The organism is Fictibacillus nanhaiensis, from assembly GCF_049537595.1.
GTDB lineage: Bacteria > Bacillota > Bacilli > Bacillales > Fictibacillaceae > Fictibacillus > Fictibacillus nanhaiensis_F.
In genome coordinates, this window is record NZ_JBMULM010000002.1 from 333,149 (window position 1) to 357,119 (window position 23,971).

Annotated in this window: 25 protein-coding genes; 21 read left to right on the forward strand and 4 right to left on the reverse strand. The window is 40.3% G+C overall.

Annotated elements, in window-relative coordinates; translation table 11 throughout:
- Positions 1-63 precede the first annotated feature (63 nt).
- Positions 64-750: a YqcI/YcgG family protein gene (locus ACOZ9X_RS12985; protein ID WP_423418947.1), complete on the forward strand. Its 687-nt coding sequence runs from the start codon at positions 64-66 to the stop codon at positions 748-750.
- Positions 751-767: 17 nt separating this feature from the next.
- Here ACOZ9X_RS12985 and ACOZ9X_RS12990 read toward each other — a convergent pair whose 3' ends face one another.
- Both ACOZ9X_RS12990 and ACOZ9X_RS12995 read right to left on the reverse strand, forming a co-directional pair.
- Positions 768-1,316: a GNAT family N-acetyltransferase gene (locus tag ACOZ9X_RS12990; protein WP_423418542.1), complete on the reverse strand. Its 549-nt coding sequence runs from the start codon at positions 1,314-1,316 to the stop codon at positions 768-770.
- A gap of 33 nt (positions 1,317-1,349) precedes the next feature.
- Positions 1,350-2,255, reverse strand: a complete 906-nt coding sequence (locus tag ACOZ9X_RS12995; RefSeq protein WP_423418543.1) for a hypothetical protein — start codon at positions 2,253-2,255, stop codon at positions 1,350-1,352.
- A 118-nt stretch (positions 2,256-2,373) separates the two neighbouring features.
- Between ACOZ9X_RS12995 and ACOZ9X_RS13000 the strand changes: the two genes are divergently transcribed.
- The 8 genes from ACOZ9X_RS13000 (at position 2,374) to ACOZ9X_RS13035 (ending at position 9,814) form a co-directional block, all read left to right on the forward strand.
- Positions 2,374-3,216 (forward strand): DUF4037 domain-containing protein, encoded by an 843-nt coding sequence (locus tag ACOZ9X_RS13000; RefSeq protein ID WP_423418544.1) that lies wholly within the window; start codon positions 2,374-2,376, stop codon positions 3,214-3,216.
- A gap of 275 nt (positions 3,217-3,491) precedes the next feature.
- Complete coding sequence (locus ACOZ9X_RS13005; protein ID WP_423418545.1) at positions 3,492-4,268, forward strand: NUDIX domain-containing protein; 777 nt, start codon at positions 3,492-3,494, stop codon at positions 4,266-4,268.
- A gap of 70 nt (positions 4,269-4,338) precedes the next feature.
- Positions 4,339-4,887, forward strand: coding sequence for a cysteine hydrolase family protein (locus tag ACOZ9X_RS13010; protein ID WP_423418546.1), 549 nt, complete (start codon positions 4,339-4,341; stop codon positions 4,885-4,887).
- Between the two features lie 24 nt (positions 4,888-4,911).
- On the forward strand, positions 4,912-6,399 hold the full coding sequence (locus ACOZ9X_RS13015; RefSeq protein ID WP_423418547.1) for a nicotinate phosphoribosyltransferase: 1,488 nt from the start codon (positions 4,912-4,914) through the stop codon (positions 6,397-6,399).
- Positions 6,392-7,009 carry a nicotinate (nicotinamide) nucleotide adenylyltransferase gene (nadD, locus tag ACOZ9X_RS13020; RefSeq protein WP_423418548.1) on the forward strand — a complete coding sequence of 206 codons (618 nt, stop codon included), beginning with the start codon at positions 6,392-6,394 and terminating at the stop codon, positions 7,007-7,009. Before ACOZ9X_RS13015 ends, nadD begins: the two co-directional genes overlap by 8 nt.
- 224 nt (positions 7,010-7,233) lie before the next feature.
- Positions 7,234-8,100 (forward strand): dimethylarginine dimethylaminohydrolase family protein, encoded by an 867-nt coding sequence (locus tag ACOZ9X_RS13025; RefSeq protein WP_423418549.1) that lies wholly within the window; start codon positions 7,234-7,236, stop codon positions 8,098-8,100.
- Between the two features lie 251 nt (positions 8,101-8,351).
- Positions 8,352-8,477 (forward strand): hypothetical protein, encoded by a 126-nt coding sequence (locus ACOZ9X_RS13030; protein WP_423418550.1) that lies wholly within the window; start codon positions 8,352-8,354, stop codon positions 8,475-8,477.
- 197 nt (positions 8,478-8,674) lie between these two features.
- Positions 8,675-9,814 (forward strand): zinc-dependent alcohol dehydrogenase, encoded by a 1,140-nt coding sequence (locus tag ACOZ9X_RS13035; RefSeq protein WP_423418551.1) that lies wholly within the window; start codon positions 8,675-8,677, stop codon positions 9,812-9,814.
- A gap of 43 nt (positions 9,815-9,857) precedes the next feature.
- On the opposite strand, the gene ACOZ9X_RS13040 is transcribed toward ACOZ9X_RS13035, so the two are convergent.
- The gene (locus tag ACOZ9X_RS13040) at positions 9,858-11,009 is read right to left on the reverse strand and encodes a histidine kinase N-terminal domain-containing protein (RefSeq protein ID WP_423418552.1); all 1,152 of its coding nucleotides are present in this window, start codon (positions 11,007-11,009) and stop codon (positions 9,858-9,860) included.
- A 397-nt stretch (positions 11,010-11,406) separates the two neighbouring features.
- Here ACOZ9X_RS13040 and ACOZ9X_RS13045 point away from each other — a divergent pair, with 397 nt between their 5' ends.
- The 4 genes from ACOZ9X_RS13045 (at position 11,407) to ACOZ9X_RS13060 (ending at position 15,061) form a co-directional block, all read left to right on the forward strand.
- The gene (locus tag ACOZ9X_RS13045) at positions 11,407-12,156 is read left to right on the forward strand and encodes an IclR family transcriptional regulator (RefSeq protein ID WP_423418553.1); all 750 of its coding nucleotides are present in this window, start codon (positions 11,407-11,409) and stop codon (positions 12,154-12,156) included.
- A gap of 33 nt (positions 12,157-12,189) precedes the next feature.
- Positions 12,190-13,206 (forward strand): TRAP transporter substrate-binding protein, encoded by a 1,017-nt coding sequence (locus ACOZ9X_RS13050; protein WP_423418554.1) that lies wholly within the window; start codon positions 12,190-12,192, stop codon positions 13,204-13,206.
- An 89-nt stretch (positions 13,207-13,295) separates the two neighbouring features.
- Positions 13,296-13,781: a TRAP transporter small permease gene (locus ACOZ9X_RS13055; RefSeq protein ID WP_423418555.1), complete on the forward strand. Its 486-nt coding sequence runs from the start codon at positions 13,296-13,298 to the stop codon at positions 13,779-13,781.
- On the forward strand, positions 13,778-15,061 hold the full coding sequence (locus ACOZ9X_RS13060; protein WP_423418556.1) for a TRAP transporter large permease: 1,284 nt from the start codon (positions 13,778-13,780) through the stop codon (positions 15,059-15,061). The genes ACOZ9X_RS13055 and ACOZ9X_RS13060 overlap by 4 nt, the downstream gene beginning before the upstream one ends.
- Before the next feature lie 100 nt (positions 15,062-15,161).
- Here the strand turns inward: ACOZ9X_RS13060 and ACOZ9X_RS13065 are convergent, their stop codons facing one another.
- On the reverse strand, positions 15,162-15,650 hold the full coding sequence (locus ACOZ9X_RS13065; RefSeq protein ID WP_423418948.1) for a fasciclin domain-containing protein: 489 nt from the start codon (positions 15,648-15,650) through the stop codon (positions 15,162-15,164).
- A gap of 290 nt (positions 15,651-15,940) precedes the next feature.
- On the opposite strand from ACOZ9X_RS13065, the gene ACOZ9X_RS13070 reads away from it, so the two are divergent.
- The 8 genes from ACOZ9X_RS13070 (at position 15,941) to dmpG (ending at position 23,970) form a co-directional block, all read left to right on the forward strand.
- Positions 15,941-17,428: a 4-hydroxyphenylacetate 3-hydroxylase family protein gene (locus tag ACOZ9X_RS13070; protein ID WP_423418557.1), complete on the forward strand. Its 1,488-nt coding sequence runs from the start codon at positions 15,941-15,943 to the stop codon at positions 17,426-17,428.
- Positions 17,429-17,444: 16 nt separating this feature from the next.
- Entirely contained in the window at positions 17,445-17,984 is a 540-nt protein-coding gene (gene nbaC / locus ACOZ9X_RS13075; protein WP_423418558.1) for a 3-hydroxyanthranilate 3,4-dioxygenase, read from the forward strand.
- The gene (locus ACOZ9X_RS13080) at positions 17,972-19,018 is read left to right on the forward strand and encodes an amidohydrolase family protein (protein WP_423418559.1); all 1,047 of its coding nucleotides are present in this window, start codon (positions 17,972-17,974) and stop codon (positions 19,016-19,018) included. The genes nbaC and ACOZ9X_RS13080 overlap by 13 nt, the downstream gene beginning before the upstream one ends.
- On the forward strand, positions 18,990-19,505 hold the full coding sequence (locus ACOZ9X_RS13085; protein WP_423418560.1) for a RidA family protein: 516 nt from the start codon (positions 18,990-18,992) through the stop codon (positions 19,503-19,505). The genes ACOZ9X_RS13080 and ACOZ9X_RS13085 overlap by 29 nt, the downstream gene beginning before the upstream one ends.
- On the forward strand, positions 19,465-20,934 hold the full coding sequence (locus ACOZ9X_RS13090; protein WP_423418561.1) for an aldehyde dehydrogenase: 1,470 nt from the start codon (positions 19,465-19,467) through the stop codon (positions 20,932-20,934). The genes ACOZ9X_RS13085 and ACOZ9X_RS13090 overlap by 41 nt, the downstream gene beginning before the upstream one ends.
- Positions 20,935-21,236: 302 nt before the next feature.
- The gene (locus tag ACOZ9X_RS13095; RefSeq protein WP_423418562.1) at positions 21,237-22,022 is read left to right on the forward strand and encodes a 2-keto-4-pentenoate hydratase; all 786 of its coding nucleotides are present in this window, start codon (positions 21,237-21,239) and stop codon (positions 22,020-22,022) included.
- 27 nt (positions 22,023-22,049) lie between these two features.
- The gene (locus ACOZ9X_RS13100) at positions 22,050-22,958 is read left to right on the forward strand and encodes an acetaldehyde dehydrogenase (acetylating) (protein WP_423418563.1); all 909 of its coding nucleotides are present in this window, start codon (positions 22,050-22,052) and stop codon (positions 22,956-22,958) included.
- The gene (gene dmpG / locus ACOZ9X_RS13105) at positions 22,945-23,970 is read left to right on the forward strand and encodes a 4-hydroxy-2-oxovalerate aldolase (RefSeq protein WP_423418564.1); all 1,026 of its coding nucleotides are present in this window, start codon (positions 22,945-22,947) and stop codon (positions 23,968-23,970) included. Before ACOZ9X_RS13100 ends, dmpG begins: the two co-directional genes overlap by 14 nt.
- The last annotated feature ends 1 nt before the right edge of the window (position 23,971 follow it).

Below are 23,971 nucleotides of genomic sequence, written 5' to 3' on the forward strand. Positions count from 1 at the left end.
TTAACAGATTAGAGGAGTGGTTGAGTGGAGACGAAACAATTGTGTTTGTTGAAAAAAGAAGATATGACGAATCCAGAAATAGTGCCAGCGTGGGTGATCGAGGAGTATAAGACTTTCCATGAGACAGTGACGAACAAAACGTTTCCTTGTTATTTTGGAATGGCTGCTGAGAATAAGGGAGAATTGCGATATGCCTATGTGACGCATGATGACTGGTCGAACCTGCCTGATGCAATTCGAGAATTTAACAAACTTTTTGATGCACCTAAATTGATTCGTCACGGATTATTTGTGTTTGTTGAGCCAGAGAAAGAAGAAAAAGACATTCCGTATTACCGCGATTATTTTTGGAAGATGCTTCAGTCATTGCACGAAACAGATAATCAACCTTGGCCAGAGCATATACCGAAAGACCCGGACCACCACTTATTCGCTTTTTCATTTGATAATGAGCCTTATTTTGTATTCGGGAACGCACCCGCATACAAACAAAGAAAAACAAGAGATCTTGGTAACAGTTTAGTTCTCGGATTCCAGCCTCGTCGCATTTTTGAGGGCTTAGAGGGAACTTCACCAGGCGGAGCGATGTCTCGTGAAAAAGTTCGAGAGCGGGTAGAAAAGTGGGATAATCTTCCGAAGCACCCGAACATCAGTCATTATGGGGACCCGGAACACCGTGAATGGAAACAATACTTTATTGGAGACGACGTTGAACCGATAGCGGGAAAATGTCCGTTTCATCATAAATAAAACGTGAAAAAGGACTCTTAGTTGAGTCCTTTTTTGTCTGTCCATTCGTGCTCTAGCATACTAAATAAAATAGAGTCACGCCATCCGTCTTTAAGCAAGATAGATTCACGTAATACGCCTTCTAACGTCATGTCTAGTTTTTTCAAAACTTTTTCTGAAGCTTTATTTCTAGGATCACAAGTTGCAAAAATGCGATGAAGCTGCAGAACTTCAAAACCAAACCTCAGCAAAAGTTGCCCAGCTTCCGTCGCAAATCCTTTTCCCCAATAATCCGGATGAAACACATAACCGATCTCACCCACACGATTTGAAAAAGAGGAGATCTGTAATTCTCCAGCTCCGATCAACAGGTTTGATTGCTTTTCAACGACCGCAAAAGCATACCGTTTACGAGGATTTCTGTTTGCATCATTAATTACTTCATTCACATAGGCTATAGAATCTTTTTCACGATTTGGCCCCCAAGGCTGGTATTGAGAAACCATCTCTTGTGAGGCATACCGGTGAATCGCTTTCCAATCCTCAGAAACCATCTCTCGAAATCGAATTCTTTTTGAATTTAACATCTGATTGATCCCACCGTTCTCTGTTAAAGTCTGTTAAAGTTTTCTATAAACTTTACATGTAAAGTTAGCCCACGCCTTTTTGAGTTCGTTAATTTGAATAACTTGCCACGGGTTAAATATTGTTTGGCCATGTTTGTTAAATGCATGTTCTTCACTTAAAAGATAAGCAACATGTACAACTTGATATTGCTCATTAAACCATATCCATACATCTTCTGCTTGAACAGAAGAAGTCTCAATGTAATGGTAGTGGTTTTCTTCTAACAGTTGGAGAAAGGGTTCAACTTGCATCCAGCACTTGATATCATCGGTAGAAGAACGAATTGCTGAAGCGACAGCCGAAAGGCAGTTAGGACCGTTCTCTTCTGGAAAAGTGTTCATGTACGGGTATAACTCTGGGTATCGAGTTTGATAGCTTTCACGTATTTCTGGTTCTAATGCATACTCCTCAATCCACTCTTCTGCGTAATTCATCAAGATAGTATGTTGAACGTTCTTTGATACTTGATCCCAGTTGCACTTTTGGAGAATCACAATATCTTTAAATGAAGCACCTTGTTTTAAGATTTCCAGTTGGTTATCGGTGTCTAACAAATTTAAATTCTTCATCAGATCTATTAATTCATTTTCTGTAAAAACAAGTCCTCTATTAAGTCCTTTTTGTTCTGTTATTATCTTTTCCTTTTCTAACGAAGATTGAGCTTGAAACTCTTCATTGGACATCACGCATACATATTCAGCTTTTTTGTTAATAGACCATGTAAGAAAAGATGTTCGAACGTCAAGTGTAAACGCAGTTTTATTCATTTCCGTTATTTTATGAGAAGGAAAATGGTCTGGTTTACTCCTAAAATAGAAAAAATCACGATCAGGCACAAAAATTCTGCTCCACTTTTCCAATGTTTCTTGAGAGATTGTGTATTTCTTTATAGTTTGCATACCTACTCCTCATAAACGAAAACGTTTAAATTATGATAATCTAATACTATCAAAAATTTACATATGTTAGTAGACTTTAAGAAACAAGTGAAGTTAGATGAAAGTGGGAGAGTTGAAATTGAAACTAAAAGATATGGCTAGTAAAATGGCAGCTATTTATAAAGAAAACAAAAAAGTGCAAGCTGTATTATTGGCAGGGTCTGTTTCAAGAGGCTGGGAAGACAAGCACTCAGATATCGAACTGAATATTTTCTGGTCGGAACCTCCGACTGATGAAGATCGGATGTATCCTATTCGCGAGATAGATGGATTAATTATAGAATTTCACCCGTTTGAAGAGGAAGAATGGGCAGAAAGCTATTTAACGCCTCAAAATAAAAAACTTGAGATCAGCAGTTTTTTAACATCTACAGTACATACGTGGATAAAGGAAGTAGTGAAAGAGTATGAAGTGGATTACGGTAAACAGTGCATGGCTTCATCCGTGTTTTATGGAGTGAGTTTGTACGGAGATCGCGTAATTAGTGAACTAAAAAAAGAAGTGGAAGCGTATCCAGATCAATTAGCACAAAACATGATTGAAGAAAATCTAGCTTTATGGAGTAGGTGGAATAACCGTTATGCTCTATTGGATAGGAACGAGTGGATCATGCTTTATGATCTGATGGTTGGTGTACAGAAGAAGCTTCTCGGAACACTATTCGGTTTAAATAAACTGTATATTCATCATCCGTCCTTTAAGTGGATGCACAAATACAGCGAGATCTTTACAATAAAGCCACATCATTTATATGAGCGGCTATCTCGTATTCTCATCCAAAATGTTCATGAGAGTATAAGAGAGTTAGAACTTTTGATTCGAGAAGTTTTTAACCTTGTGGAGAAGCATTACCCTGATCTTCCATTTTTAGCAGCTTACATAGAAAAGATGAGCTTTGTTCGACCGGAAAATAAAGGCTGATTCCACGTATAAAAAAGTCGTTATGCATACACAATAGAAATAGCCATCCGGGTGGATTCGTCTTCTCGGGTGGTTTTTATTTTTTTTAAGATGTTCACCGAATACCTCATGACAAGCGACAACTTCGAACGAAACCAACTACTATTAAGTACAACCATGAGATACAATAACTTTTATTTTAAATAAAATATGGTTTATCCATTGACAAAATGAGGTAAATAGAATATAAATAAATTAACAATAAACAATTTGTTAATTATAAAGGAGGGGCATCATTGTCTAATAAGGAAGCTATGAAACAATACGACATCAAAAAATATCGCACGCCAGATGGCTACACTTCCGATATTTGCGTCTTTACAATAATCTCAGAAAAAAATGAGGCATACAAACCTCCTACGATGGATCTCAAAATCATGCTGATTAAAAGAGCTGCACTTGATTCAGAAGGAAATGTGAACATTGAAGCAAACAAGTGGGCGATTCCAGGAGGTTTTGTGCAAGATGATGAAACCGGTTTTCAAGCAGCTAAACGAGAGTTAGAAGAAGAGACGAATATCTCAGGAATCCATATTAAACAATTTGGTGTTTACGATAAACCAGGTCGAGATCCTAGAGGATGGATCATCTCGAACGCTCATTATGCGATTGTTCCTGATACGTATCTATCGCTAAGAAAAGCACAAGATGATGCAGCTGATATTGAATTGTTTTCGGTAAAAGAAGTACTGGACCTTGATCTAGCGTTTGATCATAAGCAGATCATTGCAGATGCGATTCAAGTCATCACCAACGATCTGTTGCAAACAACTGTAGCTAAGAAATTCTTGCCTGAAAACTTTACGTATTCTGAACTTCAGGCTGTTTTAAAAACCGTAACAAATGATCCTGCGATTTTAAGTGATCAATCATTTTCAAGAAAGATAAAATCTCTTCCTTTTATTCAAGAAGTACAAGGAAAAACAACAACAAGAACGTCGAAGAGAGCAACAAAACTTTATACATTCATTGAGATGGATGTAATAAAGCCAATCTATACAGCACGTTATTAAATCAATTTTTTTAATAATATTAATTAACAAGTTGTTAATAGTTAATCAAAAAAATTAGGAGGCAATTACTATGAAAAAAGCATTGATCAATATTGATTACACATTTGATTTTGTGGCAGATGAAGGTGCACTAACTTGTGGGAAACCAGGTCAAGATATTGAAAATGAGATCACCTCTGTCACGGAACAATTTATAAAAAACGGTGATTTTGTTGTTTTTGCTATAGATCAGCATCATACAGATGATAAGTTTCATCCAGAAAACGAGCTTTTTCCTCCGCATAACATTGATGGTACACCTGGGCGTGACCTTTATGGAAATCTTCAAAAAGTCTATGAAACACACAAAACAAAATCGAATGTTTATTGGATGGATAAGACCCGATACAGTGCCTTCGCGGGAACAGATCTATTAATGAAGCTACGTGAACGTGGTATTACAGAGGTCCATATCGTAGGGGTGTGCACAGACATCTGCTGTCTTCATACAGCTGTTGATGCTTACAATGCCGGACTTAAGATCGTTGTACATGAAAGAGGAGTAGCGAGCTTTAACCAAGCAGGACATGAGTGGGCACTAGGACATTTTAAGAGTTGTTTAAACGCAGAAGTTATCTAAATCATTCTCTTGGAGGTAATGAAAATGAACAATAAATATGCTGATGATAGTTTAACGCTGCACACAGATTTTTACCAGATCAATATGGCGGAAACGTACTGGGAGGACAATATTCATAACAAGAGAGCCGTTTTTGAAGTGTTCTTTCGCAAACTTCCTTTTGGGAACGGGTATGCTGTATTTGCTGGATTAGAAAGAATCATAGATTATCTGAAGAACTTTACGTTTACAACAACTGATCTTGATTACCTTCGAGAAGAACTAGGGTACAAAGAAGATTATTTGGAGTATCTAGAGCAAGTGAAATTTACGGGGACCGTTCGCTCTATGATAGAGGGGGAATTGGTCTTTGCGAACGAACCGATCATACGAATAGAGGCACCATTAGCAGAAGCTCAGCTTATTGAAACAGCTATTCTAAATATCGTAAACTATCAGACACTTATCGCTACAAAAGCATCCCGTATTAAACAAGTGGTTGGTGAAGAACGAGTGATGGAATTTGGAACACGCAGAGCTCAAGAGATGGATGCAGCGATTTGGGGAACGAGAGCCGCATTTATCGGTGGTTTTGAAGCAACGTCTAACGTCAGAGCAGGGAAACGGTTCGGCATACCAGTCGCAGGTACTCATGCACATGCCCTCGTTCAAACGTACCGTGATGAATATACCGCATTTCATAAATATGCCCGTCGGCACAAAGATTGTGTGTTCTTAGTCGATACGTATGATACTTTGCGCTCTGGAGTGCCTACAGCGATTAAAGTTGCTAAAGAACTAGGAAACAAGATCAACTTTCAGGGAATTCGTCTAGATAGTGGGGATCTCGCTTACCTTTCAAAAGAGGCGAGAAAGATGCTTGACGAGGCAGGTTTTACAGATACAAAGATAATTGCTTCAAATGATCTGGATGAGAATACGATCATCAATCTAAAAGCGCAAGGTGCAAAGATTGATTCATGGGGCATCGGTACAAAACTAATCACAGCATATGATCAGCCGGCTTTAGGAGCAGTCTACAAACTCGTCTCTATTGAAGACGAACAAGGCAATATGGTAGACACGATTAAAATCAGTGGAAATCCGGAAAAGGTAACGACTCCTGGTTTGAAAAAAGTGTATCGAATCATTAATACACAGAACAATAAATCTGAAGGCGACTACATTGCGCTGGAGAATGAAACGCCTCAAGAAGAGTCTAGACTTAAAATGTTTCATCCCGTTCATACGTTTATTAGTAAATTTGTAACGAACTTTAAAGCAAAAGAACTTCATCAAGATATTTTTGTAGAAGGTAACGTTGTCTATGAAACTCCTACTCTCGAAGAGATACAGATTTTTGCAAAAGAAAACCTTGAAGTGTTATGGGACGAATACAAACGCACGATGCATCCCGAAGAGTATCCAGTTGATCTTAGTCAAGCATGCTGGGACAACAAGATGAAGAATATTCAAGACGTGCAAACTAAAGTAATGTCATTAATTGAAGAGGGAGAATCTCATAATGGGTAAGATTGGAATCTATGGCTCATCTTTTGACCCTATAACGAATGTACATCTATGGACCGCTAGTACCGTTGCACATCGCTGTAAACTAGACAAAGTGATCTTCCTTCCATGCTCAAGTAAACGAAAAGATAAAACGATGAAAACGTCTGATGTCCATCGTTGGGAGATGCTTCAGCTTGCAATTTCAAATAATCATACATTTATTGCCGATGATCATGAGATGCTTCAAGAAGCTTGGGAAGTTTACACGTTTTACACGATGGAACATTTTAAACAAAAATATCCTGATGATGAGGTGTATTTCATTATGGGAGCAGATCTGTTGGTTGATATTGCGAATGGTAAGTGGAAGTATGATGAAGAGTTAATTTCGAGCAATAAATTTATTGTGATGGCAAGGGATGAAATTAACATGGTTAAAACGATCTCTCGTTCACCCGTCCTAAGAAATCATGATGATGGCACAAAATTTCATCTGATCGATAAAGGTCTGTCTATGGAAATCAGCAGCACCTATATTCGCGATGAATTTTCTAAAGGTGGCGAGCCGAGGTATCTGTTGCCAGATGCTTGTTATGAATATATAAAAGAGCATGAACTGTACTCTTCATGAAGATTGTGGGAATCATAATAACAGCTGATTCAATAAGGTATTTACAATGTACCTTAGAGTCAGCTGTTTTTTGCATTTTCCTAAATATTTTATAAAGAAGTTAACTTTCAGCCATTTTTGGAAAAAATATAAATAAACTAATGAAAGAAGCAAAAAACGTTTACGGGACTATTGATTTAGGGAAAAGCCTTATAAATACCTTATGAGCGTATGGAGGATTATAGATGGCTACCGTAATAAAAGGAGAATACAAACACGTGAACTGTGATAGTGAATATGGCACATTAAAGAAAGTGATTGTGTGTGAACCAAGATATATGAAGATCGATGAAATAATCAACGAAACACAGCGTCATTTTGCAAAAGATAACATCAATATGAAACGAGCGATGAAACAGCATCAGCACTTCGTGGATACGATGAAAGCTAACGGTGTAGACGTTTATAAACTTCCTGCGATGGAAAAGTTCCCAGAACAAGTTTTCACTCGTGATATTGGATTTACGATTGGTGAAACGGTATTCGTATCTCGTATGGGAAGCAATATTCGAGATGGAGAAGAGAAAGTATTACGAAACTGGTTGTTGGAACACCAGATCAATCTTTCTTTGATCGAGGGCGACCGCATTGAAGGCGGAGATGTAATCGTTCATGGCGATACCGTTTATATCGGGGTAAGTGGCAGAACGTCTGAGGAAACCATACAAGAACTTCAATCACAGTTGCCTCATATGAATGTCGTCCCTGTACCATTTGATCCTATTTACCTACATCTCGATTGTGTTTTTAACATTTTGTCTGAAAAAGACGCGTTGATCTATAAACATGCTTTTGAGGAAAAAGACTACCAAATGCTTGCCTCAAAGTTTAATGTGATCGAGGTAGAAAAAGAGGAACAATTCACGATGGGTACGAACGTTTTATCTATTGGAAACAAAAAGGTTTTAAGCCTTCCTGTAAATAAAAATGTTAATGCTGCACTTCGCGAAAGAGGATACGAAGTTTTAGAAGTGGACATTTCTGAGATCATAAAATCAGGTGGTTCGTTTCGGTGCTGTTCGATGCCGTTATATCGAGAAGAGATGCATTAAATTGTTCACAAGTAGTCTTTGCCGGAGGGCAAAGGCTTTTTTTGTTGTTTTTTATACGCTTGATGGATTTAGCTAGATTTAGCTAATAATACTCTGGCAAGCGGGTACATATATGTGTGGTTTTTAACACATTTGTTTACTTATCTGTTGATGTGATTGAACGATAAGACTATTTTTGTCCATTTGAGTCATAAAAGTAAAGTACTCAGTGGCTTATCGGCGAAAATTACGTTCTATCAGGTGAAAAGCGCATGATTACAGGCGGAAAATCAGGCATCTCAGGTGGTCACACCTTATTTACCGGTGAACACGTAATAAATATAAAAACACGTACCGTAAAGCTAATAATAACGACGTTTCAACACTTCTTCGATTAATGAACGGAGTGCAAGCTGCGTGCTTACCACTTGGGAATCATCTTGCACAATACAGCCACAATCTTTAAACAATTACCTTGCTAAAGAATTATTACATATGATTCTTTGTAGGTACAAAGCTATAAACTGTCTGTTTTAGACATATTTTTATTGCAGCAGGGTAAAGGGTACTATTCTTTGACCTAGGAGGCTATGTAATGAGAGCAGTGACTTTTCAAGGTACGAAAGATATTCAGGTGAAAAATGTTGAAGATCCTACCATTCAGAAAAAAGATGATATTATCGTCAGAATAACATCAACAGCTATTTGTGGTTCTGATCTGCATATCTACCAGGGAGCATTACCAACGGCAAAGGACTATGTGATCGGGCATGAACCGATGGGAATTGTTGAAGATGTTGGACAGGATGTAACGAGAGTAAAAAAGGGTGATCGTGTAGTGCTTCCGTTTAATATCTCTTGTGGACATTGTTATTATTGTAATCACGAGATGGAGAGTCAATGTGATCACTCAAACGGAAATCAAGCAGTTGATACTGGAGCGTATTTTGGTTTCACCGAAAGATATGGAAACTATCCAGGTGGCCAAGCTGAACTACTCAGAGTACCTTATGGTAACTTTATGCCTTTTGTGATTCCAGAACATTGCGAACTTGAGGATGAATCTCTTTTATTCATGTCGGATGTAATGCCGACCGCCTATTGGAGCGTTGAGAACTCAGGTATGAAAGAAGGAGATACCGTAGCTGTTCTGGGATGTGGTCCAGTAGGATTAATGGCTCAAAAATTTGCTTGGATGAAAGGTGCTAAACGCGTGATAGCTATTGATAATATTCCGTATCGTTTAAATCATGCAGCGATGAAAAACAAATCAGAAGTGTATAATTTTGATGATTTTGATAACATGGGTGCTCACATAAAAGAAATTACAGGTGGAGGTGCGGATGTTGTCATTGATTGTGTAGGTATGGATGGCAAGAAATCAGTTATTGAAAAAGTGGAACAGAAACTGAAACTTCAAGGTGGCACGTTGAGTGCGTTTGAGATAGGACTAAACGCGGTTCGTAAGTTTGGAACCATACAGCTTACAGGTGTATATGGTTCCATGTACAACATGTTCCCACTTGGAAATATATTTGAAAGAAATGTTACATTAAAGATGGGACAAGCACCAGTGATTCATTACATGCCAATGCTCTTTGATAAGATCATGAACAATGAGTTTGACCCTACTGAAATTATTACACACAGAGTACCATTAGAAAATGCGGGTGAAGCGTATAAAACGTTTAACGATCACGAAGATGAATGTATAAAGGTTGTTCTTAAGCCTTAGTTGCAAGAATTTAAATAAGGAACTTGGATTTCCAAGTTCCTTTCTATATTTCTATTTGTGAGTTTTCTTCCTCAGACATTAGAGAATTACTCTGAAGGGGAAGTACGATGGTGAAGGTCGTGATGCTATCATCTGATGAACAGCTGATGAACCCGTTATGCTTTTCAATAATTTTCTTGCACACGAAAAGGCCTATACCCGTGCCTAATTCCTTCGTTGTAAAGAATGGCTCAAAGATCGTACTGATTGTTTCGGGTGGAATAGCTGGGCCGTTATTAGAAATTGTAATATGTACGTTATCGTTATCTTCAATCTTGCTAAAAATCATGATTCGGCGATTCTGTCTCATTTGGCGCAGTGCATCGATTGAATTCATGATGAGATTAAGCAGTACTTGTTTCAACTCATCCTTGTGTGCCCTTAATGTAATCGTAGGATCGATACGCGGAATGACCGTAACGTCTGCATCAACTAAACTTGGATACATGAAATCTAGAATATCTGTGAATAAATCTTCTAAAGCAAAATCCTCCGCTTCCCGTTCTTGAACCCCTTTTCTTGAGGCATGAAGAAATTGAGAGATACGAAAGTTCAATTGAGTTAATTCATGACTGATGATATCAATGTATTTCATGTTTGGGTTCTCTTGCTGCATGAGTTTTACGAAACCCATTACTGCTGTCAAAGGATTTCTGAACTCATGTACAAAACTAGATGACATCTGTCCTAAAATGGTTAACCGTTCTTTGTGACTTTGGTCGATGAATACTGTTTTTTCCTCAATCTCAATATCCTTCAGCTCCGTATACTTCTTAACGGCATGATATAAAAACTCATCAAAAAGAGAATTGATCGTTTCAATTACAGGCTGCAACTGTTCAATGGATATACCAGAGCCCGTCACGAAACGAACGATCTCACTTCGTCCTAGGTTCACATTGTATACGAATTCACCAATATTGATCTTAGCTTCTAACCGCTGAACAGCGACTTCATGAGCGAGGTGCATAATTTCTTTAGGAGATAGTTTACGTCGTAAGGATTGTTTAACTAGCTCAACCATATGCAAGGCATTCTCTGTTACTTTTTCTTTATGTACATCATGATTTGAAATCACAATTCTCTGGTGCCAATCATGTAAGTAAGTAGGCAAGTTATCATCCATATATGTGATTAGACTTTCTGTTATGTCCACCGCTCGCACCTCTTTCAACATTAAAATCATGGAAAGAATAAAATATGAATCAGCCAACGTTTGTTATATAAAAGTATTTATACTACATATAGTAATGGAAATATAGACGAAATGCCATATGCAGTTTACAATTTTTTCATTAAATTATGAAAATAGGTAGGTAAATCGACACGAGACCACGAAAACTATCATAAACCTCCAGTCTTTACTTCTTCTTTATGAATGAATACTATCCTTTTTAATTTTCAAACTATTCTAAATATATTTTAGGTAATTTCATATTGTGAAATTTCGACATTGTACAAGTCCACCTTTTTCAATACGATGAACGCATATTGAAAGGGGTGGTAGTTAAGCTGACTTCAACTAAATCGTATCCGTTTGAGGGGGAGAATTGGTGATCTCATCTGTTCAAAAAATATCAAGGATATTAAATTGTTTCACCAAAGATGAACCAGCACTAGGGAACTTGCAGATTGCTGAAAAACTAAACATGAACGCGAGCACGGTTCATCACTTAGTTCGCACGCTTTGCTCAGAAGGCATACTGATTCAAGACAGTCAAAAAAAATATAGATTAGGATGGAAATTGCTAGAATGGAGCAATCACGTCATGTATCAGCAAGACATCAACACAGAAGCCCTGCCATTATGTGAAGGTCTTGTCAGAAGATTTAACACTACCGTACATATCGGAATGCTGGACAGTGGTGAAGTACGGTTCGTTCTAAGAGTAGCTTCTTCAAATTCAGTCGCTGTCCCCACTTTTATCGGCGATACAAAACCTGCATATTGTACAAGCACAGGAAAAGTATTGTTAGCCTTTAACCCCTCCATGATTAAGCCGACCATATCAAGGGGATTGCTTCGCCGCGCTCCTAATACCATTACATGTGTTGAAAAATTAAAAAATGAGCTTGATGTTATAAGAACAAATGGTTATGCCATCAGCAACAACGAAAACGAAATGGGGTTGTATGGAATTGCCGCTCCGATCAAATCGTATACCGGACAAATCATAGCTGCTCTTAATATGGTTGGACCCGTATCGTACATGTTAGGGCAAGATACGTCTTCTATGATTCATCATGTCGTAAAAACTGCGGAGTCGATCTCAAAAGAACTCGGTTTTATTAGCGTTTTATGACAGCGCTTATATAAAAAATAGGGAGTTGATAGGATGAAAAAGTTAAGAATTGTAATAACTGTTATGTTGGCATTATTTCTTTTAACATCCTGCAGCAGCGGAGCGAAGGATTCCGCAAGTTCAGGGGATGCTTCTTCTGATGGAAAGACATACAAGTTTAAACTAGCGCATATTACACCACCTTCACACATGTGGCATAAAGCTGCAGAGAAATTTAAAGAAGAGCTATCTAAACGTTCAGATGGAAGAATTGAGCTTGAGATCTATCCATCCTCCCAGCTTGGAAGTGAAGCGGACATGATGCAGCAGATTGAATCAGGATCCGTTGATTTCGGTTTTATTACGGCAGCCTACACAAGTTCCCGTTCACCATCTTTCGCTGCTTGGTTTGCACCTTATGCGTTTAAAGATCTAGAGGAAGCACATAAGGCGAGACAGTCTGAACCTGCAAAAAAGATACTAGCAACACTAGATGAGCAAGGAATCACAGGGTTGGATTACCTTTTCGCGGGTCAGCGCGTCATGTTGTTTAAAGACAAGGATGTTCAAAAACCTGAAGATATGAAAGGGTTAAAACTTCGTGTAACACCGAGTCCGCCAATGCAGGACTTTTACAAATCTGCGGGTGCATCAACAGAAGGACTGCCTCTTCCTGAGGTTTACTCAGCTGTACAGACAGGAGTAATCGACGGAATGGACATGGACTTAGATGCAGCGATTACAAACAAGTACTATGAAGTTGCAAAATATGGAGCCGTTACAAATCATATGGTATGGCCGGCAGTAGCCATGGTTAACAAAAAAACGTTCGAAGGCATGTCTGAAGAAGATCAGAAGATTGTGCGTAAATCTTTAGAAGCTGCAGCAGATTATGCTGTTGAAACCCGTTCTGGTCAAGAAAAAGAATTTAGAAAAGAATTAGCAGACAATGGAATGAAAATCTATGATATTGACCCAGAACTATTCAAGCCTTATATAGAAGAATTTGATAAAAAATATGGACCGACTGACCCTCTTATTCAAGAATTTATTGATTTAGTAAGAAAGTAGATGGAGAGATTGGTGTGGTTTAAATGAAGATTAATTACGACAGAGATATCAATCCAAGTATAAAGTCTCCAATTAATGGAGGAAGCGGCATGATACAGAATCTTAGTAACGGAATATCTCAGGTTGAAAGATTCCTTGCTGCGATTCTCATGTTTGCCTTAGCAGTGATCGTCGCCGTCTCAGTGGCATTTCGCTACTTTTTGAACGCACCATTATCTTGGTCAGGTGAAGTTGCTGTATTTCTATTGATTTGGATTAGTTTTATTGGAGGTAGTCTGGGGCTGAAGTACAGGTCTCAGGCTGCTGTGACGCTATTACTTGATTATTGCCCGCAACGAGTGAAGATGTGGATTGGGGTTTTTAGTCAGTTGTTCATTATAATCTTTTTAGTTTTGATTTTGTCGTACACGTACACATGGATATTGTCAGACGGGGTCGCTTTTCAAAAATCTACAGCTATATTGATTCCGATGTGGATTCCTTACAGTGCTGTTCCGATCGGCTTAACGTTTGCATGCGTTCATGTACTGGCTCAATTGGTACACATTATTAAAACAAAGGGGGCAGAGCTATGACAACTGCTCTTATCATAGGGATATTTATCTTGTTTTTATTGATGGGTATTCCGATTTCACTCGTATTAGGCATGATTACCGTCGTTTATTTTTTTATGAATGGGAACACCGCTTTGTTAGATTCAACTCCAATGAGACTGTATTCGGGTCTTGATAATTTTGGTTTGCTTGCCATTCCGTTGTTTATGCTTGCCGGAGAACTGATGAACGGAGGAGGAATAACGACTCGTCTTGTGAAATTTACAAAAGTCTTCGTCGGTCATGTACGTGGCGGACTGGCTTATGTAACGGTAGTTGCCAACATGTTCTTAGCCTCAATTTTAGGTTCTGCAAACGCACAAGCTGCCATGATGAGTAAAATCATGGTTCCAGAGATGGAAAGAGAAGGATACTCTAGGGAGTTTTCATCTTCCTTAACACTTGCTTCATCAATCATTGCACCCATTATTCCACCAAGTATGATCTTTATCATTTACGGAACGCTGTCAGGAACTTCTATCGGCGGACTTTTTATGGCAGGGATTGTTCCAGGGGTAATCTACGGAGTAGGATTTATCAGTGTTATCGCATATATGGGGTATAAATATAAATTCCCTAAAAGTAAGAGAGCAACAGGAAAAGAAATGTGGGAAAGCACGGTTAAGGTTCTGCCAGCGCTTTTAGTACCGTTCGTTATTATTTTTGGTATCCTCTCTGGTGCATTTACAGCCACTGAATCTGCGGCGGTAGCTTGCGTGATCGCATTCTTAGTAGGTGTTTTCTTTTATCGAGAACTTAGATGGACGTCGATTCCTCAGATCCTCATTAACACTGTAGTAAGTACCGCAACGGTTACTTTCTTAATCGCGATGGCTAATATTTTTGGATGGTTGATTGCTTTTGAACAGCTTCCGCAAGTTTTTGCAGACAGCATGTTATCCATTTCCGAGAATCCGTTTGTTTTTCTTCTCTTGGTCAATGTCATGCTGTTGTTTGTCGGTATGCTGCTGGACGGTATAGCCGCTTTAATCATCTTAGTTCCAGTTTTTATGCCGCTTGTGACCTCGTTTGAAATCGATCCGATTCACTTTGGTGTAATCATTTGCATCAACTTAACGATTGGTCTATTAACACCACCTGTTGGAACAGGGCTGTTTATCGTATCATCCATTGCTGAAGTGCGTTTTGAAAAGTTAGTAAAATCATCTGCGCCGTTTTTAGTAGCTGCAATTGCAATCTTGTTCTTAATCACTTACTTAGAAGGTGCGGTTCTCTGGATACCCAGAATGATCGGGCTTTAAAAAGAAGAAAGTTTACAAAAAAAACGCAGCGAATTTTCGGTGCGTTTTTTTAAATACTATTGATAAAACCTTATGCCCTTTTGTAGAGTGCTCTCTATTGTTATGGTAATAAGACAGTATCGATTACGTGAATTACCCCATTAGATGCTTGGATATCCGGTTTAACAACGGTTGCATTATTCACTTTAACGGGGTTAAGGGAGATTAATACTTCCTTACCGGCAAGTGTTTTTACCTTCATTCCGTTTTTAAGGTCGGTGGACATTACTTTTCCTGGAACAACATGGTAAAGTAATATGGTTTTTAAATCTTCTCTGTTTAATAACTCTTCTGGTGTGACGTTTAATTCTTTAAGCAGTTTTTCAAACGCTTGATCTGTTGGTGCAAATACTGTATACGGGCCTGCACCTTTTAATGTTTCAACCAATCCCGCTTTTTCAAGTGCAGCAGCAAGAATCTTAAAGTCTCCTGCTTCTACCGCTGTATCAACAATGTCCTTTTTAGCACCTGCATTTTCTGATGCTGATGTAACATTCGAGAATGAAAGTGTTAGCATGAAAACCAGAAAAAAACCGATAACTTTCTTCATCTTCAAAAAGAACCCTCCTTTTTTATATAAGCTGTTTAAAAATGTACCATCGTCCTCTTCCGAATCGTAAGTACAAGGGTAGTATTTATCGTCGTATTTTTTTTATACCAGTCTATTTTTGTTTAAACATCGATAAAATGCAATGAAGCTTTTTGACATGACAAAAGGATTCAGAAGTGGATAAAGTTTTCTGAAAATTTCATAATGTGAAATTACTGCATAGATAATTGTAAGCGCTTTCTTATATAGTGGAATAAATCAAAACAATATTCATAGAGGAGGCATATGGAATGGGAATTAGAACTGGTGCTCAATATATACAAGCGTTGAAATCTCGTTCACCAGAAATTTGGTTAGAGGGCAGGAGAGTAACAGATGTTGTAAATGAACCTGTTTTTAATCAGCCAATTCAAGAGATCGCTAAACTGTACGATATGCAGCACGATTCGCAATATCAAGATTCCATTACACATATTTGCAAAGAGACGGGTCAAAGAGTCAACAATGCATTTTTACACCCGACAACCTATGAGGAATTAATGGCAAGAAGCAAGCTGTTTGAAATCTACGCAAAATCTACTTTTGGACTGATGGGCCGAACTCCTGATTTTCTGAACGTCGTTGTAACTGGGATGGCGCACAATGGCTGGTTCCTTGATCAGTACAATCCGGAATGGTCTGTAAATATAAAAAACTACTTCAACTACATAAAAGACAATGATCTGTTTTTAACACACGCCATCATCAATCCTCAAAATGACCGCAGTAAGAATTCTCATGGACAAAAAGATATGTTTACTCATCTTGGTGCTGTTGAAGAAACACCTGAAGGTTTAATCGTTAGGGGAGCAAAAATGCTGGCAACACTCGCACCAATTACGGACGAAGTCATTATCTATTCGTTCCCTGGATTCGCACCTGGAGATGAGCGTTATGCCCTTGCATTTGCGGTGCCAGTCGACACGCCAGGACTTAAGCTCATATGCCGTGAACCAATGCAGGACGGCAAGCGATCACAGTTCGATCATCCATTAGCATCTCGTTTTGAAGAAATGGATGCATTGCTCGTCTTTAACGATGTGCTTGTGCCATGGGATCGCGTGTTTCTTTATAACAATGTGGAAGCAGCTAATCTTCTATATCCTAAAACAGGAATCGCACAACAGCCAGCTCACCAATCAGGTGTAAGAGGCTATGTGAAACTTGCATTTGCAACAGAGGTCGCATGTAAACTAGCTGACTCCATTGGGGTAGATGGGTATTTGAACGTACAGAACGATCTGGGTGAACTCGTACAGAATGTGGAAGTGATTCGATCATTATTACGTGTAGCTGAGTATGAGTATGAAACAACAGCGTCTGGCGAAGTGATGCCAAATGCGGCAGCCCTTGAGACGATCAGAGGCATGCTTCCAAAGATGTATCCAAGAGCGATTGAGGTTATCCAAATTATCGGTGCTGGCGGGTTGCTCATGTCACCGACCGGAAATGACTTTAACGCTCCAGAGATCAGAAGTGAGATTGATAAATACTATCTAGGCCGTGACGGGGTGGACTCACTTGAACGTGTGAAGCTGTTTAAGCTTGCATGGGATCTGTGTGGTGAAGCTTTCGGACAGCGACTTGTTCAATATGAGCGCTACTATACGGGAGATCCGATTCGTAAGAGAGCAATCTTTTATAACGGTTATAAAAGAAAAGCAAAGTTTGCCATGGTTGATGAAGCTCTAGCAGTAACAAATAAATTCGTGAATGACCAGCCTAAGCTGGCAAAATAAAAGGAGGTAATTTGTTATGAGCACAACGACAATGAAATCGTTCAACTTATTAAAATGGATTGAAGAAAACAAGGATCTTCTTAAGCCGCCTGTAAACAATAAAGTGATCTGGCAAGATTCCGAATTTATCGCCATGATTTTAGGCGGTCCGAACAAAAGACGTGATTTTCACGTAGATCCTTCAGATGAGTTCTTTTATCAGATCAAAGGCAGCTGTTATGTAGAGATCATCAATAAACATGGCAAGCGTGAAGTGGTTGAAGTAAAAGAAGGAGACGTGTTCATGCTCCCAGCGATGGTTCCACATTCGCCGCATCGTGTGGCAAATTCTTATGGTCTTGTGATTGAACGTAAACGTGCACAAGGTGAGCTTGAAGACTTCGTTTGGTTCTGTGACCGCTGTGATTCTGAGATGCATCGCGTGACGGTGCAATTGAGTGATATTGAGAAACAAGTAAAAGAAGCAATTCATAGCTTTAATTCAAATGAACGAGTTCGTCTATGCAAGGATTGCGGGTATCAGATGCCTGAAAACGTGGAGGAATGGAAGTGCTAAGAATCGACTTTCACACACATATCATTCCAGAGTCGTTTCCTGACTTTGCCGAAAAATATGGTGGAGAAAGGTGGCCGGTGTTAAACCGAACTTGTGCGTGCGGCGCATCTATTATGGTAGGCGGAAAAAATTTTAGAGATGTTACCGACCAGGTGTGGGACCCAAAAAAACGAATACAGGACATGGATCGTGAAAGGGTAGACATTCAAGTGCTATCCCCGATCCCTGTTACATTCTCGTACTGGGCTCCACCTGAACAAGCCGAAATGATGGCAAGAATCCAGAACGACTTTATTGCCGAGACCGTGAATGAATATCCCGAACGCTTTGCTGGTTTAGGGACGGTTCCCATGCAGGATTCAGAAACGGCGATCCGTGAGATGGACCGTTGTATGAACGAGCTTGGACTTCATGGAATTGAGATCGGAACGAATATAAATGGACAGAATCTCGATCATCCTGACTTTATCCCGTTTTTTGAGATTGCGGAGAAGTGGGAAGTGCCGCTCTTTATTCATCCGTGGGAAACACTTGGAAAAGAACGGATGCCAAACCATAACTTTATGTACACGATCGGGATGCCGAGTGAAACGGCATTAGCCGCAGCTTCACTTATCTGGAGCGGAATGATGGAGAAATTTCCTAATCTCAAGATCTGTTTTGCTCATGGCGGCGGTTCGTTTCCTTACTTAATTCCACGCCTTGATCAAGGATGGCAGGTATGGCCGCATCTTCGTCTGACAACACACCCGCCAAGTCATTATGCAAAACAGTTTTATTTTGATTCGTTAAATTACGATCCGATGAACATCCGCTATATGATGGAGCGATTTGGTTCAGATAAGATCTTTATGGGATCTGATTATCCGTTTCTATTGCGTGAAGTGAATCCCGGAAAAGTCCTGGATGAAACGCTTGAGCTGACAGATGAACAGCGTAAAGCGATGTTTGGCGGAAACGCTGCTGAGTTTTTAAGTCTTGGAAAAAGAAAGCGGGGTGCAGCCGTTGCAAGTCATTCAAACACCGGAGGATAAACTTGAAGCGTTAGGAATCGTACTTCCAGAAGTGCGCAGTGCTGTCGGGAACTATGTGGGCTGTGTAAGGGTGGGTAATCTTCTATTTACAGCCGGACAAGGTGTCGATCAATACCATGGAAAGCTAGGTGCTGATTTATCTGTGGAGGACGGGTATGCCGCTTCTCGCCAATCTATGCTGAATTTGCTGGCCGTCGTTCAGAATGAGCTTGGAAGTTTAAATAAAGTAAAACGCATCGTGAAACTTCTTGGATTCGTGAATTGTACGGAGGACTTTATCGATCAGCCAAAAGTAATCAACGGTGCGTCTGATCTCCTTGTTGCCATTTTTGATGAGAAAGGGAAGCATGCCAGATCGGCAGTTGGAATGGCACAGCTTCCAGGTGGAACGGCAATTGAGATCGAAATGATAATTGAAGTGGAAGAAGAGAAGGGGGGACTAACAAATGAAAGCAGAAACCCTCACGCAACAAGTAAAAGTGAATAACGCAAAATTGTTTATTGATGGAGAATACGTTGATGCACTTTCGGGTGACACCTTCGAGTCCATCAACCCTGCAACAAATGAAAGATTAGCTCTGGTTGCAAACGGCAGTGAACAAGATGCCAAACGAGCGATTCAATCTGCCAAAAATGCTTATGATAGCGGCGTCTGGAGCAAGATGCCTGTAGAAGAACGATCCGAAATACTATGTAAAATGTCAGATCTTATTATGGAAAACGTGGATGAACTTGCGATGGTAGAGACACTCGACGTAGGAAAACCGATCAAAGAGAGCCGTGGGTTTGATATACCTCGAGCGGCCTCCAATTTCCGTTTTTTTGCTGAGATGTCCAAGTACATGGTGAGTGAGCATTATGACAAACACAATATCATGTCGTACGCCAAATACAGTCCAGCTGGGGTTACGAGTCTGATCATCCCTTGGAATCTGCCGTTCATGCAGATGACATGGAAAGCTTCCGCAGCACTAGCAGCTGGAAACACAGTTGTTGTAAAACCTGCTTCATACACACCTCTTTCTGCTGTCATGTTTGGCGATATCGCAAATGAAGCAGGACTTCCGCCAGGTGTATTAAACATTATCACTGGACCAGGAAGCACGATGGGGTCAGCGATGACGACTGATCCAAACGTCCGCCGCATCTCTTTTGTCGGTGAATCGAACACTGGGAAAACCATTATGAGAAACGCTGCTGAAAATTTGATTCCGGTTTCGCTGGAGTTAGGTGGAAAGTCGGCAAACATCGTTTTTGAAGACGCCGATCTTGATGAAGCGGTAAAAGGTTCTATTGATGCGATCTATCGAAATCAAGGGGAGATCTGCCTTGCAGGATCACGTCTGCTTTTGCAAGAAAGCATCTATGATCAGTTTATGGACAAGTTTGTTTCAGCTGTGAAAAAGATTAAAGTAGGTGACCCTACTCAGGAAGATACCGACATGGGTGCACTCGTGTCAAAAAGTCACTTGGAGACGGTAGAAACGTATGTAGACATCGGAATTAAAGAAGGAGCCAAACTCGCTTGCGGGGGTAAACGGGTTGAGGGTCTCGGGAACGGAAACTTCTATGAACCTACCGTTTTATATGATGTGAACAACAAGTGGCGTGTGGCACAAGAGGAGATATTTGGACCTGTAATCGTTGTCATACCATTTAAAACAGAAGAACAGGCGATTGCAATTGCAAATGATTCACAATACGGTTTAGCTGGCGTAGTGTGGACAAATGATATTAGGCGAGCACAGCGGGTTTCAGCGGCAGTTGATTCAGGTCTGCTCTGGATCAACTGTTGGTACATAAGAGATCTGCGTACGCCGTTTGGAGGTTCGAAGGCAAGCGGAATAGGGCGTGAAGGCGGAAGGCACAGCTTCGAGTTTTATTCAGAGGCGAAGACAATAACGATGAAACTATAGGTTTGTGTAAAACGTGATTGGATTCCAGTCGCGTTTTGCTCTATGAAATAGACTGTTTTTTAAGTTTAAGTTTGTTGATTTAAAGGCATTTTGTTCAATTCTCTACTTTGATAAGTTGATTGGAGTGGAAGATGCGAGACTCTCGGCTAGGACAAGCGGTCAGGTGAGACCCTTAAGGCGCAAAGCGGCAAGGGGCTCACCGCCTGCCCCGCGGAAAGCGGGCATCTGGAACGGAAATCAACACTTTCAAAATCAATAAGAATAGATAAAGCAGCGTTGAAAAAAGAAAGGAGGAAGTAAAGATGCAGAAACAAGTGATTTCGAGATTAACAGAAGAACTTTTGGAAGCAGAAGAGAAGCTTACTCCGGTAGAGCCGTTATCCAAGCGTTTCCCAGAATTGTCGGTAAAGGATTCATATGAGATACAGCTTGAGTGGGTTGAGAGAAAGCTTGATGAAGGTCGTGTGGTGATTGGGAAAAAGGTAGGGCTTACCAGTAAGGCGATGCAAAATATGCTTGGGGTTGATGAGCCTGATTACGGTCATCTTCTCGATCATATGAAGCTTGACTCTGGCAGCGTCCTAAGCAGAGGAGATTTTATTAAGCCGAAAGCAGAAGCTGAAATCGGGTTTATTTTAAAAGAAGACTTACAGGGTCCAAATGTGACTTACGTGGATGTGCTAATGGCAACAGAAGCGATTGTACCTGCACTTGAAATCATTGATAGCAGAATAGAAGATTGGAAGATTCAGCTTGTGGATACAGTAGCTGACAACGGGTCGTCGGCTAGAGCAGTTGTAGGACAACCTTTTTATGAGATAGATCAGATTGACCTGCGTACACTGAGCATGACGCTTTTAAAGAATGGTGAAGTGACAGCGACAGGTGCCGGAGCAGCCGCTCTTGGCCATCCAGCACATGCAATTGCATGGCTCGCTAATAAACTAGCAGACTACAACATTTCATTAAAAGCGGGAGAGTTGATTCTGCCAGGTGCACTCTCTGCTGCGATCGACGTAGATTCAGGAGATGAAGTGACGGCCACTTTTGGAAAACTAGGTTCAGTAACCATCTCGTTTCGGGATTAAAAAACAGTGCAGAAAGGACCTAATACATTGAAAAAGATGAAAGCAGCCATAATTGGTTCTGGGAATATTGGTACAGATCTGATGTACAAGCTTCAAAAAAGTGACTATTTAGAACTAACGGCAATGATCGGAATTGATTCTGAATCAGATGGTTTAAGACGAGCGAACTCAGCAGGTTACCGAGTATTTACGAACGGAATCGATGACTTTGTTGAACGGCCAGAGTTAGCCGACATCGTATTTGATGCAACGTCAGCTAAAGCTCACATAAGGCATGCTGAAATCTTAAAAGATATGGGAAAAACAGTGATCGATCTTACGCCTGCTGCAGTTGGACCTTTCGTGTGTCCGCCTGTTAATTCAGGTGAACATATGCAATCTCAGAACATCAATATGATTACGTGCGGCGGACAAGCTACGATTCCGATGATTCACGCAATAAATGAAGCTGCTGACGTTTCATATGGCGAGATTTCAGCAACGATCTCATCCTTAAGTGCAGGTCCTGGTACACGTGCAAATATTGATGAATTTACGATGACAACACGTCGCGGAATCGAGGAAGTTGGAGGGGCGGATCAAGGAAAAGCAATCATTATCTTAAATCCGGCTGATCCTCCAATTTTAATGAGAGCGACAGTTTATTGCGAAGTGAAGCTTGTTGATGAAGAGAAAATTAGGGCGGCTATTTTAAATATGGAAAAAAAGGTGAAAAGTTATGTCCCTGGATACCAATTAAAACAGGAGCCACTATTCGATGGGAATCGCATCACTGTTTTTGTTGAAGTAGAGGGAGCAGGAGACTATTTTCCGAAATATGCAGGGAATCTTGATATTATGACAGCTGCCGCAAAACAAGCTGGAGAAATGGTAGCCAAGCATCTCTTAGGACAGGAAAAAATGGACAAGGCGGTGACAGCACATGAAACGAAATAGCACATTGCCGCTAAAGTTTACAGAAGTCTGTCTTCGTGATGGCAGTCATGTGATGGCTCATCAGTTTACCGAAAAGCAAGTGTATGATGCAGCAAAAGCGCTTGATGAAGCAGGCATGCATTACATTGAGGTCAGCCATGGTGATGGTTTAGGAGGCTCAACACTTCAGTATGGAAGGTCACTTGTAGATGAGATGAAGCTGATTGAAACTGCAGCTGGTGTGTGTAAACAGGCGAAAGTTGCCGTTCTTTTACTGCCTGGTATTGGAACGGTTCATGAGCTTAAGCAAGCGCGAAAGCTAGGAGCGAGTCTTGTTCGTGTGGCAACACATGTGACTGAAGCTGATGTATCTGCTCAACATATTCATATGGCTCGTGAACTTGGAATGGAAGTGATGGGGTTCTTGATGATGGCTCATTCGGCGCCTGTTGAAAAACTCGTTGAACAAGCGAGGTTGATGGAGTCTTATGGTGCACAAGGTGTGTATGTGACAGATTCGGCTGGAGCTTTATTACCGCATGAAGTAAAAGAAAGAATTGCAGCTTTGAGGGGATCACTTGATATTGAAATTGGATTCCATGCACATAACAATTTATCAGTAGCCGTTGCAAACACACTTGTAGCCATTGAAGAAGGAGCGACTAGAATCGATGGAAGCGTCCGCTGTTTAGGAGCCGGTGCTGGTAATACACAGACGGAAGTTCTGATTGCAGTACTTGAGCGCATGGGAGTGGATACAGGTATTGATCTCTATAAAATGATGGATCTAGCAGAAGATGTGATCGGACCGATGCTGCCAGGTGCACAGGAAATTCGAAAGGGAAGTTTAGCGATGGGGTATGCAGGGGTTTATTCTAGCTTTCTTTTACATGCAGAACGTGCGGGTAAACGCTTTGGTGTTGATTCAAGAGATATTTTAATAGAACTTGGGAAACGAAAAGCGGTGGGTGGCCAAGAGGATCTGATCTTAGAAGTGGCAGCTGGCTTAGCAAAGTCCAAACTGGAGGTATAGG